We start from the raw sequence: 16246 nt of genomic DNA on the forward strand, positions 1-16246 counted from the left end.
GTTGGCTGCAGGCTGGGTTGCAGCACTGAAGCTGGTGCCCTGGGGCGACGTCATCGAGGCAACGCCCCAGATTCTCCAGGCGGCCAAGAAGCTGCTGGGCACCACCCGAAAAGGGAACGCTGAAGCTGCTGCGGGAGCACTCGAAGGCGCTGGGGTCGAACCCGACATTCCCGTGGCCTTGCAGCTGGAACATCTGCGCGACCGGGTGGCAATGCTGGAGCAGGAGCAACAGGAATCCGCCGTGCTGATCCAGTCACTGGCCGAACAGAATGCCCAGGTGGTGCAGGCGGTAGAAGTGCTGCGCCAACGCCAGCAACGGCTCACTGTGGCTGTGGGTGTTCTTGCAGTGGGATGTGCGGGTTTGCTGGTGTGGGGGCTGCGACCGTAACGGAACTCCGACCAACACCATCTACCCCGAACAAAAACCCCTAATTTGATAGCTACTTGCGCTTACCCAATAAGCGCTAGTGGCTATTTTTATTAGAAATCGTCGCCCGAACCCATGGCCAGGTTCTCGAAGCGCGTCTGGTTCTTCTGGAAGAACAGCTTCACGGTACCCGTGGGGCCGTTCCGCTGCTTGCCGATGATAACCTCGGCCACGTTGGGCTCCTTGGAGTCCTTGTTGTAGTAGTCGTCGCGGTAGATGAACATGATGATGTCGGCATCCTGCTCGATGGCGCCCGACTCGCGCAGGTCGGACATCATGGGGCGCTTGTCGGTACGTTGTTCCACCGAGCGGTTGAGCTGCGACAGCGCGATCACCGGGCACTGCAGCTCCTTGGCCAGCATCTTGAGGCCCCGGGAAATTTCACCCAGCTCGGTCGCCCGGTTGTCCGAACTGGCCGCCGAACCAGAGCCGCTCATCAGCTGCAAATAGTCGACCACGATCAGGCCCAGCTTGCCGCACTGGCGCGCCAGGCGCCGCGCGTTGGCGCGCAATTCGCCGGGTGTGAGGCCCGGGGTTTCATCAATGTGCAGCGAGACGGTGCGCAGTTTTTCAATCGCCTCGGTCAGGCGCGGCCACTCATCATCGGTGAGCTTGCCGGTGCGCAGATTGCCCTGGTTCACCCGGCCAATCGAACCCACGATACGCACCGCCAGCTGGGCGGCGCCCATTTCCATCGAGAAGATGGCGACCGGCAGGCCCTCATTGAGCGCCACGTGCTCGGCAATGTTCACCGCGAACGAGGTCTTGCCCATGGAGGGGCGCGCTGCCAGCACCACCATGTCGCCCGCTTGCAGCCCACTGGTCATGCGGTCCAGGTCTGCAAACCCGGTGGGCACACCCGTCACATCCACAGGGTTGTCTGCCATCTCCTGCACGCGATCGAGCAGGTCGATCACCAGCGTATCCAGCGACTGGAAACCTTGCTTGGTGCGCGAGCCTTCCTCGCCAATAGCAAAAATCTTGGACTCGGCCTCGTCCAGAATCCGTTCGACCGTCTTGCCTTGCGGGTTGAACGCATTGGTGGAAATTTCGTCGCTGGCCGTGACCAGCTTGCGCAGGATGGCACGCTCGCGCACGATTTCCGCATAGCGGCGGATGTTGCTGGCGCTGGGCACGTATTGCGCCAGATTGTTCAGATAAGCCAGCCCACCCATCTCTTGCACCTTGCCCTGGTTCTGCAGGTGCTCGAACACGGTGATCACGTCGGCCGGCTTGCTGGCGTTGATCAGTGCGCCGATGGCCGAGTAGATCATCTGGTGCTCATGGCGGTAGAAATGGCTTTCTACCAGCAGGTCGCCCACGCGGTCCCAGGCGTTGTTGTCCAGCAGCAACCCGCCCAGCACGCTGGACTCCGCTTCTATCGAGTGCGGCGGCACGCGCAACTGGGCGATTTCACGGTCGGGCACCGGCGTGAAGCCATCGTCAAGGGGCGGAAAAACAGCAGACATGGAATCCTCGGAGCTAACCCGGCATGCTAGCGCCCGTGCGGCGCGCCGTCATGGCACAAGTCTGTGGATAAAGTTGGGGCAACCAGTGGGTAACCATGTACAACCCAGAGCCGCACAAAAACAAAAGCCGCCCGAAGGCGGCTTTGCGTGAAACACCGAAGTGAATCTCAGGCGGTTTCGCCGTAGACCGACACGGTCACGTCCACCACCACATCGGTGTGCAGAGCCACACTGACAGTGCTTTCGCTCACAACCTTGATCGGGCCGTTGGGCAGGCGGATTTGCGACTTGGCAACCTTGTAGCCTTGCTTGCTCAGCTCTTCGGCGATGTCGTGGTTGGTCACGGAACCAAACAGACGACCGTCCACGCCAGCCTTTTGCGTCAGCTTGACGGTGGTGCCAGCCAGCTTTTCGCCTTGGGCTTGAGCTTCTGCCAGCTTGGCAGCTGCGGCCTTTTCGAGTTCAGCGCGCTTGGCCTCGAACTCTGCCTTGGCGGCTTCCGTGGCGCGACGGGCGCGGCCAGCGGGGATCAGGAAGTTGCGGGCGTAGCCGTCTTTGACCTTGACGATTTCACCGAGGTTGCCGAGGTTCACAACCTTGTCGAGCAGGATGATTTGCATGGGTTGTGCTCCTTAGATCTTGTGCTGGTCGCTGTAAGGCACCAGGGCCAGGAAGCGGGCGCGCTTGATGGCGGTGTTCAGCTGACGCTGGAAGATGGCGCGCGTGCCGGTCAGGCGTGCGGGGATGATCTTGCCGTTTTCGGCGATGAAGTCGCGCAGCGTATCGACATCCTTGTAGTCGATTTCTTCAACACCGGTCACCGTGAAGCGGCAAAAGCGCTTGCGCTTGAACAGCAGGGACTGGGTGTTGCGCTTTGGGCGCTTGTCTTTGTTGAACTTCTTGAACGTGGCCATTGCGGACCCCTTGAAAATTAATTTTGTTGAATATCCTGGATGTGCAGCACTGCGGTCTTGCCATTGCGCGGGTTGGCCAGAAATCCATGGAAAGTCCAGAGACTTCCGATGTTCTGCCGTGCCAGTCGCTCGGCCATCGCTCCAAAGGCGATGGCTTTCATGGCAGCCTTGACTTCGCGGGGGTGGCCTGCCTCGGTTTGCTGGGACTCGTGTTCGAGACGCAGCGTAAGGGCAGGCAATCCGGCGGGCGTGTAGCGCAGGGGTTCAGCCTCTGCGATACAGGCGGTCAAGGCAACGCGGTTCTCCACTCCAACGGGCTAGATCAGCGCTCGGCGCGATCTGGGCGCTCGCCGCGCTCACCACCGGCCGCTGCATATTCAGCTTGGCTGGCCTTGCGGGCTTCTTCGCGCTCGACGGTCTTCATCATGGAAGATGGGCCCGTATCGGCCTTCTTCTTCTGAACCGTCAGGTGGCGCAGCACGGCGTCGTTGAACTTGAAGGCGTGCTCCAGTTCAGCCATCACGGCCTGATCGGCTTCGATGTTCACGCACAGGTAATGGGCCTTGGCCAGCTTGTTGATCAGGTACGCCAGTTGACGGCGGCCCCAGTCTTCCACGCGGTGCACCTTGCCACCGCCAGCGGTGATCATGCCCTTGTAGCGCTCCAGCATGGCTGGAACTTGCTCGCTTTGATCCGGATGGATCAACAAAATGATTTCGTAATGACGCATGCATACTCCTTTTGGGTAAGACCACCCACTGCGTCTTGAAGTGGTGTGGCAAGGGAAAGCCTGCGATTATAGCCCGGCCTGCGTCGCTTGTACACTCAGTGCTTCGCCGTCCCTGTCCAGGCGTACAAAAAGATGCCATAGATGCGTTCAGCCCCTTGCAAAAGCAGTGGCTGGGCCGACATGTACTACAACAAACCGCGATGCATACGGGGCCCGAGAGACCATACCCCTGGTACAGACCTTGATTTGTGGTGACACGCCCCCAGATCCCGCGCGTACCGTTCATTTACTTCCAGACCAAGACATGTCCGACACCAGCCAAACCACCCCCGCACAGAGCGCCCCCGCCCCCGAAGAAGTCGAAGCCGCCATGGCTGCCCACGCCTCTGACGAGCTGGCACGCCTGCAGGGCGAGTTGGCCGAGCTCAAGGCCAAAAGCGCTGATCTGGCCGACCAGTTCCTGCGCGCCAAGGCCGAGGCCGAAAACGCCCGCCGCCGCGCCGAAGACGAGGTTTCCAAAGCCCGCAAATTCGGTATCGAGAGCTTTGCCGAGAGCCTGCTGCCCGTGGCCGACAGCCTGGATGCCGCCCTGGCCATCAAGGAAGCTACGCCCCAGCAGCTGCGCGAAGGCGCCGACGCCACCCTGCGCCAGCTGACGTCGGCACTGGAGCGCAACAAGGTGATTGCCATCAACCCGGCCGCTGGCGCCAAGTTCGATCCGCACCAGCACCAGGCCATCAGCGTGGTGCCTGCCGAGCAGGAAGCCAACACCGTGGTGGCTGTGCTGCAAAAGGGCTATGTGATCGCCGAGCGCGTGCTGCGTCCGGCCCTGGTCACGGTGACGGCTCCCAAGTAAGCCTCAAAAAAATCGACCCGGAAGACTTGAACCACACCAAGTTATCCACAAGTTACTAGCCATCCAAACCATTCAAGCATTCGGAGAAAAATCATGGGAAGAATCATCGGCATTGACCTGGGTACGACCAACAGCTGCGTCTCCATCATGGAGGGCAACACGACCCGCGTGATCGAAAACAGCGAAGGTGCACGCACCACGCCCTCCATCGTGGCCTACCAGGAAGACGGCGAGATCCTCGTCGGTGCCTCGGCCAAGCGCCAGGCCGTGACCAACCCCAAGAACACGCTGTACGCCGTCAAGCGCCTGATCGGCCGCAAGTTCACCGAAAAAGAAGTGCAAAAGGACATCGACCTGATGCCCTACAAGATCGTGGCCGCCGACAACGGCGACGCATGGATCGAAGTGCGCGGCAACAAGCTGTCGGCCCAGCAAGTGTCTGCCGACATCCTGCGCAAGATGAAGAAGACGGCTGAAGACTACCTGGGCGAGCCCGTGACGGAAGCCGTCATCACCGTGCCCGCGTACTTCAACGACGCACAGCGCCAAGCCACCAAGGACGCTGGCCGCATTGCGGGCCTGGACGTCAAGCGCATCATCAATGAGCCTACCGCTGCAGCCTTGGCCTTCGGCCTGGACAAGCAGGAAAAGGGCGACCGCAAGATCGCTGTGTATGACCTGGGTGGCGGCACGTTCGACGTGTCTATTATCGAAATCGCCGATGTGGACGGCGAAAAGCAGTTCGAAGTGCTGTCGACCAACGGCGACACCTTCCTGGGCGGCGAAGACTTCGACCAGCGCATCATCGACTTCATCATTGACGAGTTCAAGAAGGAGTCGGGCGTCAACCTCAAGAACGACGTGCTGGCCCTGCAGCGCCTGAAGGAAGCGGCCGAGAAAGCCAAGATCGAACTGTCGAACTCGGCCTCGACAGACATCAACCTGCCCTACATCACGGCAGACGCATCGGGCCCCAAGCACCTGAACATCAAGCTGACCCGCGCCAAGCTGGAACAACTTGTGGAAGAGCTGATCGAGCGCACCATCGCTCCTTGCCGCATGGCCATCAAGGACGCTGGCGTGTCGGTGTCTGACATCCATGACGTGATCCTGGTCGGCGGCATGACCCGGATGCCCAAGGTGCAGGAAAAGGTCAAGGAATTCTTCGGCAAGGACCCCCGCAAGGACGTGAACCCTGACGAAGCCGTGGCCGTGGGCGCCGCCATCCAGGGCCAGGTGCTGTCGGGTGACCGCAAAGACGTGCTGCTGCTGGACGTGACACCCCTGTCGCTGGGTATCGAAACCCTGGGCGGTGTCATGACCAAGATGATCACGAAGAACACGACCATCCCGACGAAGTTCGCACAGACCTTCTCGACGGCCGATGACAACCAGCCTGCCGTGACCATCAAGGTCTACCAGGGCGAGCGCGAAATCGCTACCGGCAACAAGCTGCTGGGCGAATTCAACCTGGAAGGCATTCCACCGGCAGCCCGCGGTGTTCCGCAGATCGAAGTGTCGTTCGACATCGACGCCAACGGCATCTTGCACGTGGGCGCCAAGGACAAGGGCACGGGCAAGGAAAACAAGATCACCATCAAGGCCAACTCGGGCCTGTCGGAAGAAGAAATCCAGCAGATGGTGAAGGACGCCGAGCTGAACGCAGCCGACGACAAGAAGAAGCTGGAGCTGGTGCAAGCCCGCAACCAGGGTGAAGCCGCCGTGCACAGCGTGAACAAGAGCCTGGCCGAACACGGCGACAAGCTCGACGCAGGTGAAAAGGACGCGATCACTGCCGCAGTCAAGGCACTGGAAGAAGCCTTGAAGGGCGAAGACAAGGCCGCGATTGACGAAAAGACCACGGCGCTGATGGCTGCCAGCCAGAAGCTGGGCGAAAAGATGTACGCCGAGTCCCAGGCAGCGCAAGCTGCTCAGGCAGCCGGGGGTGCTGAGGCCGCAGGCGCGTCGGCTGGTGGCGCGTCCGCCAAGCCCGCAGACGACGACAACGTCGTCGATGCCGAGGTGAAGGAAGTCAAGAAGGGCTGAGCACGCCCCCGTTGACCCCAGCCGCCGCGCGGGGCCCTTGACGGGGCTTGCGCGGCGTTCCTGTTCCAACCGGGCTCAGAATGACCATGTCCAAAAGAGACTTTTACGAAATCCTGGGCGTTCCCAAGAACGCCTCGGACGAAGAAATCAAGAAGGCCTATCGCAAGCTGGCGATGAAGCACCACCCTGACCGCAACCAGGGTGACGCAGCCAAGCCTGCCGAAGAGAAGTTCAAGGAGGCCAAAGAGGCCTACGAGATGCTCTCCGACCCGCAAAAACGCGCGGCCTACGACCAGTACGGCCACGCCGGGGTGGACCCCAACATGCGCGGCCCCGGCGGCGCGGGGGCGGAGGGCTTTGGTGGTTTTGCCGAGGCCTTTGGCGACATCTTCGGCGACATGTTTGGCCAGCAGGGCGGGCGTGGGCGCGGTGCCGGCGGCCGACAGGTGTACCGGGGCAGCGACCTCAGCTACGCCATGGAGATCACGCTGGAAGAAGCCGCCCGCGGCAAGGATGCTCAGATCCGCATCCCCTCGTGGGAGAGCTGCGACACCTGCCACGGCAGCGGTGCCAAGCCCGGCACCAGTGCCAAGACCTGTGGCACCTGCCAGGGCGCAGGCACGGTGCAGATGCGCCAGGGCTTCTTCAGCGTGCAGCAGACCTGCCCCCACTGCCGCGGCACGGGCAAGATCATTCCCGAGCCGTGCACGACCTGCCATGGCCAGGGCAAGCTCAAGAAGCAAAAGACGCTGGAAGTGAAGATCCCTGCGGGCATCGACGACGGCATGCGCATCCGCTCCACCGGCAACGGCGAGCCGGGCACCAACGGCGGCCCACCGGGTGACCTGTACATCGAAATCCGCCTGAAGAAACACGACATCTTCGAGCGCGATGGCGACGACCTGCACTGCCAGGTGCCCGTGAGCTTCATCACGGCAGCACTCGGCGGCGAGATCGAAGTGCCCACGCTGGCTGGCAAGGCAGCGATCGACATTCCTGAAGGCACCCAGGCCGGCAAGCAGTTCCGCCTGCGTGGCAAGGGCATCAAGGGCGTGCGTGCCAGCTACCCGGGCGATCTGTACTGCCACATCGCAGTCGAGACACCCGTCAAGCTGACCGAGCACCAGCGCAAGCTGCTGCGCGAACTGGAAGATTCGCTCAAGAAGGGCGGCGCCCGCCACTCGCCCAGCGGCGAGAGTTGGACGGACCGGCTGAAGAACTTCTTCAGCTGACCGCGCACCGGCATCCCATCGAAAACCGCTTGTGGCCTTTTGGCCCAGGCGGTTTTTTCTTGACGCAGGGCAAGAAACTCCCTAAGGCCTGTGCGATGCACGCACAGCGCAGTAGGATGGGTCTCATCGATGATCACCCGGGAGCTTGGGCACATGAACGTCAACATCACCTTCCTGGGCGGCTCCGGCACGGTCACCGGCTCCAAGTACCTGGTGCGTTACAACGGAAAGAGCCTCCTGGTCGATTGCGGCCTGTTCCAGGGCTACAAGCAGTTGCGCCTGCGCAACTGGCAGCCTCTGCCCGTCACGCCGCACCAGATCGACGCCGTGGTGCTGACCCATGCCCACCTGGATCACAGCGGCTACCTGCCGCTGCTGGCGCGCGACGGCTACACCCACGCCATCCACTGCACACCGGGCACACGCGACCTGTGCACCATCCTGCTGCCCGACAGCGGGCACCTGCAGGAAGAAGACGCGGCCTTTCTCAACCGCCACCAGCTCAGCAGCCACAGCCCCGCCCTGCCCCTGTACACCCGGCTCGACGCGCTGCACTGCCTCAAGCAGTTCCAGATCCACCCATTTCACAAGGCGTTTGAGCCCCTGCCCGGCTGGCGTGTGACGTTTTCGCCCGCAGGCCACATCCTCGGAGCAGCCAGCGTGCTGCTGGAGGTGGGAGGCAGGCGCATTCTGTTTTCGGGCGACCTGGGGCGGCCCGATGACCTGCTCATGAACCCGCCTGACGCGCCGCCCCAGGCCGACACCGTGCTCATCGAGTCCACCTACGGCGACCGCGAGCACCCACCCGAAGGCTTGCTCGATGAACTGGGCCCCGCCCTGCAGCGCTTGGCAGCGCGCGGCGGTATTGCCGTGGTGCCGGTGTTTGCCGTGGGGCGTGCGCAGGTGGTACTGCACGCCATCGGCCTGCTCAAGGCGCAGGGTGTGGTGCCTGCATCGCTCAAGGTGTTTCTGGACAGCCCCATGGCCGTCAGCACCACGGGGCTGTTCCAGCACCACATGCAGGAACACCGCCTGAGCGGCCGCGAAGTGCAAGCGCTGGAGCATGGCGCCACCATGGTCCAGACGCCCGAGCAATCCAAGGGGCTGGCCAAGCTGCACGGACCCATGGTCATCCTGTCGGCCAGCGGCATGGCCACCGGGGGGCGCGTGTTGCACCACCTGGCACTGCACGCGGGCGACCACCGCAACATGATCATCCTGACCGGCCACCAGGCCCCGGGCACGCGCGGCGCGCGGCTGGCAGAGGGTGAGAAGACCATCCGCATCCACGGACAGGACGTGGCCGTTCGCGCCGAGGTGGTACGGCTGTCCTCTGCATCAGCCCACGCCGATGGCAACCAGCTCATCGCCTGGCTGCGCAGCATGGGCCACGCGCCCGACCAGGTGTATGTGGTGCACGGCGAAATGGGCGCCTCGGACCTGCTGCGCCAGCGCATTGAGCATGAGCTGCGCTGGCGTGCCGCCGTGCCAGAACACGGCAGCACCTGCGCCGCCTGAGCTACGGTAGCTTTCTGGGCCTCAGCGGTTCTACCCTCGCGCAGAAGGGCAGTGCCGCCATCGCGTATCGCGATGTCAAAGCGGTAATAATGGGGAGAAAATAGGCAACCTTCTCATTTCGAGAAGTTAAAACCCCATGAAAAGCTCCGAGCGCAGTTTTGCGCGCCGTATCGACCTGACCTCGCTGCAACTGTTTGTGGCGGTGTGCGAGCTCGGCAGCATTGGCCGCGCGGCTGAGCGCGAATTCATTGCGGCATCGGCCGTCAGCAAGCGCCTGTCGGACCTGGAAACCGCCGTGGACACCGCCCTGCTCTACCGCCACAGCCGGGGCGTCACGCTCACACCCGCAGGCGAGAGTCTGCTGCACCATGCGCGCACCGTGCTGTTTGGCCTCGAACGCATGCAGGGCGAGTTGAGCGAATACGCCGACGGCGTGCGCGGCCATGTGCGCATGCACGCCAACATCTCGGCCATCTTCCAGTTCCTGCCCGAAGACCTGGGCGCCTTCGCGCGCGAGCACAGCCAGATCAAGATCGACCTGCAGGAGCACCTCTCCAGCGACGTGCTGCATGCCGTGCAGGAGGGCGCCGCCGACCTGGGTATCTGCAACATCGGCATGGCCAGTGGCAACGGTGCCCTGGAATTGCAAAGCCGCCCTTACCGCGCCGACAATCTGGTGCTCGTTGTACCCCTGGCGCACGACCTGTCTGCGCTGAATGCTATCAATTTTGAAGAAGTTCTGGACTGGGACATCGTGGGCCTGCATGCCAACAGCAGCATCAGCCTGGCCATGCGCGCCGCCGCCGCCGCCGCCGGGCGCCCGCTGCGACAGCGCATCCAGGTCACAGGGCTCGATGCCATGTGCCGCATGATCGACAACGGCCTGGGCGTGGGCCTGCTGCCCGACCGGGCGTTTGCACTGATGCGCGGCGTGGGCAACCTGCAAGCCATCCCGCTGACCGATGCCTGGGCCCACCGCGAGCTGCGCGTGGTGGCTCGCGACTTCGACGCCCTGCCCGTCACGGCCCGTTTGCTGGTGGAACACCTGTCACCCCGGCCAGACCCCGACACTAAAATCCAATCACCCACCTGAAAAGCAGAAAGAAAGCCACGCCATGGGACGCACCCTGTACGACAAGATCTGGGACGAGCATGTCGTCCACACCGAAGAGGACGGCACCTCCATCCTCTACATCGACCGCCATCTGGTGCACGAGGTGACCAGCCCCCAGGCGTTTGAAGGCCTGCGCGAGGCGGGCCGCAAGGTCTGGCGCATGAGTTCCATCGTGGCCACCGCCGACCACAACACGCCCACCACCGGCTGGGAAAACGGCTACGACGGCATCACCGACCCCATCAGCAAAGAGCAGATCACCACGCTGAACGACAACATGGCGCAGATCTCTCCCGCTGCGTTCTTCCCCTTCATGCACAAGCGCCAGGGCATCGTGCACGTCATCGGCCCTGAAAACGGTGCCACCCTGCCCGGCATGACCGTGGTGTGCGGCGACAGCCATACCAGCACGCACGGCGCGTTCGGCGCACTGGCCCACGGCATCGGTACCTCCGAGGTCGAGCACGTGATGGCCACGCAGACGCTGCTGGCCAAGAAGGCCAAGAACATGCTGGTGCAGGTGGACGGCACGCTCGCCAAGGGCGTGACGCCCAAGGACGTGGTGCTGGCCATCATCGGCAAGATCGGCACGGCCGGCGGCACCGGCTACACCATCGAATTTGCAGGCTCCGTCTTCCGCGCGATGAGCATGGAAGGCCGCATGACCGTGTGCAACATGGCCATCGAAGGCGGCGCGCGCGCTGGCCTCGTGGCGGTGGACGACAAGACCATTGAATACGTCAGGGGCCGCCCCCTGTCGCCCACGGGCGTCGAATGGGACCAGGCCGTGGCGTACTGGAAGACGCTGCACTCCGATGCCGACGCGAAGTTCGACACCGTGGTGAAGCTCGACGCCTCCGAAATCGTGCCGCAAGTCACCTGGGGCACCTCGCCCGAGATGGTGCTGGGCGTGGACGCCCGCGTGCCGGACCCCGACAAGGAAAAGGATGCCAACAAGCGCGGTGCAATCGAGCGCGCCTTGACCTACATGGGCCTGCAGCCCGGCAAGGCGATCAACGACATCACCATCGACAAGGTGTTCATCGGCAGCTGCACCAACAGCCGCATCGAAGACATGCGCGAAGCCGCTGCTGTGGTGAAGAACCTGGGCCGCAAGGTGGCCAGCAACGTGAAGCTGGCCATGGTGGTTCCCGGCTCGGGCCTCGTCAAAGAGCAGGCAGAGCGCGAAGGCCTGGACAAGATTTTTGTGGCCGCAGGCTTTGAGTGGCGCGAGCCCGGCTGCAGTATGTGCCTGGCCATGAACGCCGACCGCCTGGAGCCGGGCGAGCGCTGCGCATCCACCAGCAACCGCAACTTCGAAGGCCGCCAGGGCGCTGGTGGCCGCACCCATCTCGTCAGCCCCGCCATGGCAGCAGCCGCTGCCGTGCACGGTCATTTTGTGGACATTCGCCAATTCGCCTGAAGGAGCCCGCCATGAAGAAAATCGCCGCCATCCTCATCGCACTGTCTGCCGCCTTGCTGCTGGGCGGATGCAACACCGTCAAGGGCGTAGGCCAGGACGTTCAACGGGCAGGGGGCGCGCTCGAACGCGCCGCCAACAAGTAACAAGGCACCCATGCAGAAATTCACCTTACTCAAGGGCCTGGTGGCCCCGATGGACCGCGAGAACGTCGATACCGACGCGATCATCCCCAAGCAGTTTCTGAAGTCGATCAAGAAGACCGGCTTTGGCGTGAACCTGTTTGACGAATGGCGCTACCTGGACCACGGCGAACCGGGCCAGGACCCGGCCAGCCGCAAGCCCAACCCCGACTTCGTGCTGAACCAGCCGCGCTATGCAGGCGCCTCCATCCTGCTGGCACGCAAGAACTTCGGCTGCGGCTCCAGCCGCGAACACGCGCCCTGGGCACTGGACCAGTTCGGCTTTCGCGCCGTGATCGCGCCGAGTTTTGCCGACATCTTCTTCAACAACTGCTTCAAGAACGGCCTGCTGCCTATCGTGCTGCCCGAGGCAACGGTGGCCCAGCTGTTCGATGAAGTGCACGCCTTCCCCGGCTACCAACTCACCATCGACCTGGAGCGCCAAGTCATCGTGCGTCCGCAAGGAGAAGAAATTCCGTTCGAGGTGCAGGCCTTCCGCAAGTACTGCCTGCTCAACGGCTTCGACGATATCGGCCTGACCCTGCGCCAGTCCGACAAGATCAAGGCGTTTGAAGCGCAGCGCCTGGCGACCAAGCCCTGGCTGGCGCACACCATGGTGTCGTAAGACACCGCAGGCATCCAAAAATATCATTTAAATTAGCCTCTAGCGCTTTATCCATAAGCGGTAGCAGCTATCAAAATCAAAGCAAATTCAATGAAAATCGCAGTTCTGCCGGGTGACGGCATCGGTACCGAAATCGTCTCCGAAGCCGTGAAGGTTCTGGAAGCCCTGGACCTGAAGTTCGAGATGGAATCTGCCCTGGTCGGCGGCGCCGCCTACGAGGCCCACGGCCACCCGCTGCCCGAATCCACCCTGAAGCTCGCCAAGGAAGCCGACGCCATCCTGTTCGGCGCTGTGGGCGACTGGAAGTACGACAAGCTCGACCGGCCGCTCCGCCCCGAGCAGGCCATCCTGGGCCTGCGCAAGAACCTGGGCCTGTTCGCCAACTTCCGCCCCGCCATCTGCTACGAGCAACTGGTGGGCGCATCGAGCCTCAAGCCCGAGCTGATCGCGGGCCTCGATATCCTCATCATCCGCGAGCTGACGGGCGACATCTACTTTGGCCAGCCGCGTGGTCGCCGCGTGGCCACCGATGGCCACTTCCCCGGTGCCGAGGAAGCCTTCGACACCATGCGCTACAGCCGCCCCGAGATCGAGCGCATCGCCCACGTCGCCTTCCAGGCTGCCCGCAAGCGCAACAAGAAGGTCACCAGCGTGGACAAGGCCAACGTGCTGGAAACCTTCCAGTTCTGGAAGGATGTGGTCACCGACGTGCACAAGGAATACCCCGACATCGAGCTGCAGCACATGTACGTGGACAACGCGGCCATGCAACTGGTCAAGGCCCCCAAGGCGTTTGACGTGGTGGTGACCGGCAACATGTTCGGCGACATCCTGTCGGACGAAGCCTCCATGCTCACCGGCTCCATCGGCATGTTGCCCTCGGCCAGCCTGAACAGCAGCAACCAGGGCCTGTACGAACCCAGCCACGGCAGTGCGCCCGACATCGCCGGCAAGGGCGTGGCCAACCCGCTGGCCACCATCCTGTCGGCCGCGATGATGCTGCGCTTCAGCCTGAACCAGGAAGCCGCCGCCCAGCGCATCGAAGCCGCCGTGCAAAAGGTGCTGGCGCAGGGCCTGCGCACGCCCGATATCTACAGCGAAGGCACCACCAAGGTGGGTACGGCGCAGATGGGCGATGCAGTGGTGAAGGCGCTGACCGCCTGATCCCCCGCTCAGCGGTCACAAAAAAAGCGCCGGACACTCCCGGCGCTTTTTTATTGTGGAGCCGGGGTACTGCCCGTACCGCCTACAGCCACCCGTTGTCGATGAATTCGATGATGGCGTAGCGCCGGTTCTCCAGCGGCCGCTCGCGCACGGCTGCCACGATGTGCGCAACGCCCTCCGCATACGGCGCATCGCCATAAACACGGGTTTCCAGCGTCACGCTGCAAGCCCCATCCTCTATCAGAACCTGGTGGTAGGCATGGCGGCCAAGATGTTCTGGGGGAATCTGCAGCACGCGCTGCTGAACCTCGGCATCGCGCACAGACCGGATATCACTGGGCACCAGACCCAGCGCCTGCGCCATGCTCACGGCCGTGCCCGGCACCGACGACTTCTGAGCCTGGTGCGACTCGGTCAGCCCGATGCGATAGCCACGGAACAAGTGCCCACTGCGCTCCAGCATGGCCATGAACTTGAGCATGAGAAGGTTGGTGTTGGGACACAGGACCACCGGAAAATCTGCTGCCACGTGTTCCAGCGCTGATCCCGTGGCCAGCTCCACCAGGGGAGAGCATGTTGATTCACAGAACGCGCTCACCGCTTGCAGCTCCCGGCCCGAGCCTGCATGCACCACCACCGATTTTTCTGCAGGCAGCCCCTCGGCAGCCCAGGGCACAACCTGCCCTGCGTCCCCAGAGGGCAGCGCCCCCAACAGCTCCCTGGCCAGCTTGCCAGACCCCACAACGATGACTTGCATTTTTCCACTCTCGATGAATCGCAGACAAAGCGATAGGCAGGACTGTAGTGCGGTGCAGACCATGGGCGCAGGCTCTCCCCCAAGTCATTGGCTTTTTTCTACCGTCTATCCCGCCGATCGCTCCCCAGAAATGCCTGTTGGAACAACGGCACAGAGCCCAAAGCCCGCATCCGCTACAATCTTCGCCTATGTTTGCCGCCCACACGTTCGCCCTGAACATTGCACCCGCCGCCACGGCCGGTGTGGCTGCGCGCGCAACCATCACCAAAACCACGACCATTAAGGGCTGACTCAGCCTGGTTCGTCGTGCGCCCTTCCTGGCCAGACGAGCCAGGCGAGCAGTCCGGTCTGGCACTGTTTCTTACTTAGAAAGGGCGTTGAAATGAGCAAGTTGGTAGGGTTGGTCGGCTGGCGCGGCATGGTCGGCTCGGTCCTGATGGACCGTATGGAACAAGAGAAGGACTTCGATCTGATCGAACCCATGTTCTTCTCCACCTCGAACGCAGGCGGCAAGGCCCCTGCCCAAACCAAGAACGAGACTGCACTGCAGGATGCGTTCAACATTGAGGCTCTCAAGCGCTGCGAAATCATCATCACCGCCCAGGGCGGTGACTACACCTCTGAAGTGTTCCCAAAGCTGCGCGCCGCCGGCTGGAACGGCCACTGGATCGATGCCGCCTCCACCCTGCGCATGGACAAGGACGCCGTGATCATTCTCGATCCGGTCAACATGCCCGTCATCAAGAACGCCCTGGCCAACGGCGGCAAGAACTGGATCGGCGGCAACTGCACCGTGAGCTGCATGCTGATGGGCGTGGGCGCTCTGTACAAGGCAGGTCTGGTGGAATGGATGAGCACCCAGACCTACCAGGCAGCATCTGGGGGCGGCGCGCAGCACATGCGCGAGCTGCTCACGCAGTACGGCACGCTGAACGCCGAAGTGCGCGCACTGCTCGACGATCCCAAGAGCGCCATCCTGGAAATCGACCGCAAGGTCATCGCCAAGCAGCGCAGCCTGTCAGCCGCTGAAACCGCCAACTTCGGCGTACCGCTGGGCGGCTCGCTGATCCCCTGGATCGACAAGGACCTGGGCAACGGCATGTCCAAAGAAGAGTGGAAGGGCATGGCCGAGACCAACAAGATCCTGGGTATGGGCGAGGGCTTCAACGCCTCCGCCATTCCCGTCGATGGTTTCTGCGTGCGCGTGGGCGCCATGCGCTGCCATAGCCAGGCGCTGACGTTCAAGCTCAAGAAGGATGTGCCCGTGGCCGACCTCGAAGCCATGATCGCCGCCGATAACCAGTGGGTCAAGGTGGTGCCCAACACGCGTGAAGCCACCATCCAGGACCTGACCCCCGTGGCGGTGACCGGCACCATGAACATCCCCGTGGGCCGCATCCGCAAGCTGGCCATGGGCCCTGAATATGTGGGCGCCTTCACCATTGGCGATCAGCTGCTCTGGGGCGCCGCCGAGCCCTTGCGCCGCATGCTGCGCATCTTGCTCGACGCCTAAGCCGGCAATCCCCAAAAAGCGCGCACGGCCCTCGCCGTGCGCGCTTTTTTACGCCGGGCGCCTTGACACACTCAGTTACGCCACGTTGGCAATTGGCAACATTTGAATGCCCCAATCTGGTGCGTCTGAACCTCGCTCAAAGCTTCGGAGCCACCTCAGCTTGTCAGTGCAAAACATTGATGCTATGGTGCTTTTTACATATTTTCACGCGCCGGGGCGGGACCAGACCATGAGAAAAAAAGCACCGCTCGACCGAGCCGCACAAAAACCTAATCAGTT

Annotated in this window: 17 protein-coding genes; 11 read left to right on the forward strand and 6 right to left on the reverse strand. The window is 62.7% G+C overall.

Annotation, left to right across the window (positions count from 1 at the left end; all coding sequences use genetic code 11):
* Position 1 precedes the first annotated feature (1 nt).
* Positions 2–388, forward strand: a complete 387-nt coding sequence (locus C8C94_RS11050; RefSeq protein WP_121420738.1) for a hypothetical protein — start codon at positions 2–4, stop codon at positions 386–388.
* Positions 389–480: 92 nt separating this feature from the next.
* Here C8C94_RS11050 and dnaB read toward each other — a convergent pair whose 3' ends face one another.
* The 5 genes from dnaB to rpsF all read right to left on the reverse strand — a co-directional run bounded on the left by dnaB (position 481) and on the right by rpsF (position 3540).
* Positions 481–1896, reverse strand: a complete 1416-nt coding sequence (dnaB, locus tag C8C94_RS11055; protein ID WP_055399383.1) for a replicative DNA helicase — start codon at positions 1894–1896, stop codon at positions 481–483.
* A gap of 167 nt (positions 1897–2063) precedes the next feature.
* A complete protein-coding gene (rplI, locus tag C8C94_RS11060) occupies positions 2064–2516 on the reverse strand; it encodes a 50S ribosomal protein L9 (protein WP_055399385.1) in 453 nt (150 codons plus the stop codon).
* 12 nt (positions 2517–2528) lie between these two features.
* Complete coding sequence (rpsR, locus tag C8C94_RS11065; protein ID WP_005795932.1) at positions 2529–2810, reverse strand: 30S ribosomal protein S18; 282 nt, start codon at positions 2808–2810, stop codon at positions 2529–2531.
* Between the two features lie 17 nt (positions 2811–2827).
* On the reverse strand, positions 2828–3118 hold the full coding sequence (priB, locus tag C8C94_RS11070) for a primosomal replication protein N (RefSeq protein ID WP_121420739.1): 291 nt from the start codon (positions 3116–3118) through the stop codon (positions 2828–2830).
* Between the two features lie 14 nt (positions 3119–3132).
* Entirely contained in the window at positions 3133–3540 is a 408-nt protein-coding gene (rpsF, locus tag C8C94_RS11075) for a 30S ribosomal protein S6 (RefSeq protein WP_055399389.1), read from the reverse strand.
* A gap of 304 nt (positions 3541–3844) precedes the next feature.
* Here rpsF and grpE point away from each other — a divergent pair, with 304 nt between their 5' ends.
* From grpE to leuB, 9 genes are all read left to right on the forward strand, one after another.
* Positions 3845–4396: a nucleotide exchange factor GrpE gene (grpE, locus tag C8C94_RS11080; protein ID WP_121420740.1), complete on the forward strand. Its 552-nt coding sequence runs from the start codon at positions 3845–3847 to the stop codon at positions 4394–4396.
* A 93-nt stretch (positions 4397–4489) separates the two neighbouring features.
* On the forward strand, positions 4490–6442 hold the full coding sequence (gene dnaK, locus C8C94_RS11085; protein ID WP_121420741.1) for a molecular chaperone DnaK: 1953 nt from the start codon (positions 4490–4492) through the stop codon (positions 6440–6442).
* Between the two features lie 86 nt (positions 6443–6528).
* A complete protein-coding gene (gene dnaJ, locus C8C94_RS11090; RefSeq protein WP_055399485.1) occupies positions 6529–7674 on the forward strand; it encodes a molecular chaperone DnaJ in 1146 nt (381 codons plus the stop codon).
* Between the two features lie 153 nt (positions 7675–7827).
* On the forward strand, positions 7828–9192 hold the full coding sequence (locus tag C8C94_RS11095; protein WP_121420742.1) for an MBL fold metallo-hydrolase: 1365 nt from the start codon (positions 7828–7830) through the stop codon (positions 9190–9192).
* A 136-nt stretch (positions 9193–9328) separates the two neighbouring features.
* Complete coding sequence (locus tag C8C94_RS11100) at positions 9329–10285, forward strand: LysR family transcriptional regulator (RefSeq protein ID WP_121420743.1); 957 nt, start codon at positions 9329–9331, stop codon at positions 10283–10285.
* Between the two features lie 22 nt (positions 10286–10307).
* Complete coding sequence (gene leuC / locus C8C94_RS11105) at positions 10308–11729, forward strand: 3-isopropylmalate dehydratase large subunit (RefSeq protein ID WP_121420744.1); 1422 nt, start codon at positions 10308–10310, stop codon at positions 11727–11729.
* Positions 11730–11740: 11 nt separating this feature from the next.
* Complete coding sequence (locus tag C8C94_RS11110; RefSeq protein ID WP_055399399.1) at positions 11741–11872, forward strand: entericidin A/B family lipoprotein; 132 nt, start codon at positions 11741–11743, stop codon at positions 11870–11872.
* 10 nt (positions 11873–11882) lie between these two features.
* Entirely contained in the window at positions 11883–12533 is a 651-nt protein-coding gene (gene leuD, locus C8C94_RS11115) for a 3-isopropylmalate dehydratase small subunit (protein ID WP_121420745.1), read from the forward strand.
* A gap of 90 nt (positions 12534–12623) precedes the next feature.
* Complete coding sequence (gene leuB / locus C8C94_RS11120) at positions 12624–13697, forward strand: 3-isopropylmalate dehydrogenase (RefSeq protein WP_121420746.1); 1074 nt, start codon at positions 12624–12626, stop codon at positions 13695–13697.
* An 82-nt stretch (positions 13698–13779) separates the two neighbouring features.
* Here leuB and C8C94_RS11125 read toward each other — a convergent pair whose 3' ends face one another.
* Positions 13780–14454, reverse strand: a complete 675-nt coding sequence (locus C8C94_RS11125; protein ID WP_121420747.1) for a dihydrodipicolinate reductase C-terminal domain-containing protein — start codon at positions 14452–14454, stop codon at positions 13780–13782.
* Between the two features lie 382 nt (positions 14455–14836).
* Here C8C94_RS11125 and asd point away from each other — a divergent pair, with 382 nt between their 5' ends.
* On the forward strand, positions 14837–15967 hold the full coding sequence (asd, locus tag C8C94_RS11130; RefSeq protein ID WP_055399408.1) for an aspartate-semialdehyde dehydrogenase: 1131 nt from the start codon (positions 14837–14839) through the stop codon (positions 15965–15967).
* Positions 15968–16246 lie beyond the last annotated feature (279 nt).

The organism is Acidovorax sp. 94, assembly GCF_003634645.1.
Lineage (GTDB): Bacteria > Pseudomonadota > Gammaproteobacteria > Burkholderiales > Burkholderiaceae_C > Acidovorax > Acidovorax facilis.

Bases quoted from the DNA above. Each gene is read 5' to 3' on its own strand.
- dnaB (WP_055399383.1), bottom strand. From the start codon at position 1,896: ATGTCTGCTGTTTTTCCGCCCCTTGACGATGGCTTCACGCCGGTGCCC.
- rplI (WP_055399385.1), bottom strand. From the start codon at position 2,516: ATGCAAATCATCCTGCTCGACAAGGTTGTGAACCTCGGCAACCTCGGT.
- C8C94_RS11125 (WP_121420747.1), bottom strand. From the start codon at position 14,454: ATGCAAGTCATCGTTGTGGGGTCTGGCAAGCTGGCCAGGGAGCTGTTG.
- leuB (WP_121420746.1), top strand. From the start codon at position 12,624: ATGAAAATCGCAGTTCTGCCGGGTGACGGCATCGGTACCGAAATCGTC.
- grpE (WP_121420740.1), top strand. From the start codon at position 3,845: ATGTCCGACACCAGCCAAACCACCCCCGCACAGAGCGCCCCCGCCCCC.
- leuD (WP_121420745.1), top strand. From the start codon at position 11,883: ATGCAGAAATTCACCTTACTCAAGGGCCTGGTGGCCCCGATGGACCGC.
- C8C94_RS11110 (WP_055399399.1), top strand. From the start codon at position 11,741: ATGAAGAAAATCGCCGCCATCCTCATCGCACTGTCTGCCGCCTTGCTG.
- dnaK (WP_121420741.1), top strand. From the start codon at position 4,490: ATGGGAAGAATCATCGGCATTGACCTGGGTACGACCAACAGCTGCGTC.
- C8C94_RS11095 (WP_121420742.1), top strand. From the start codon at position 7,828: ATGAACGTCAACATCACCTTCCTGGGCGGCTCCGGCACGGTCACCGGC.
- asd (WP_055399408.1), top strand. From the start codon at position 14,837: ATGAGCAAGTTGGTAGGGTTGGTCGGCTGGCGCGGCATGGTCGGCTCG.
- dnaJ (WP_055399485.1), top strand. From the start codon at position 6,529: ATGTCCAAAAGAGACTTTTACGAAATCCTGGGCGTTCCCAAGAACGCC.
- rpsR (WP_005795932.1), bottom strand. From the start codon at position 2,810: ATGGCCACGTTCAAGAAGTTCAACAAAGACAAGCGCCCAAAGCGCAAC.
- C8C94_RS11100 (WP_121420743.1), top strand. From the start codon at position 9,329: ATGAAAAGCTCCGAGCGCAGTTTTGCGCGCCGTATCGACCTGACCTCG.
- rpsF (WP_055399389.1), bottom strand. From the start codon at position 3,540: ATGCGTCATTACGAAATCATTTTGTTGATCCATCCGGATCAAAGCGAG.
- leuC (WP_121420744.1), top strand. From the start codon at position 10,308: ATGGGACGCACCCTGTACGACAAGATCTGGGACGAGCATGTCGTCCAC.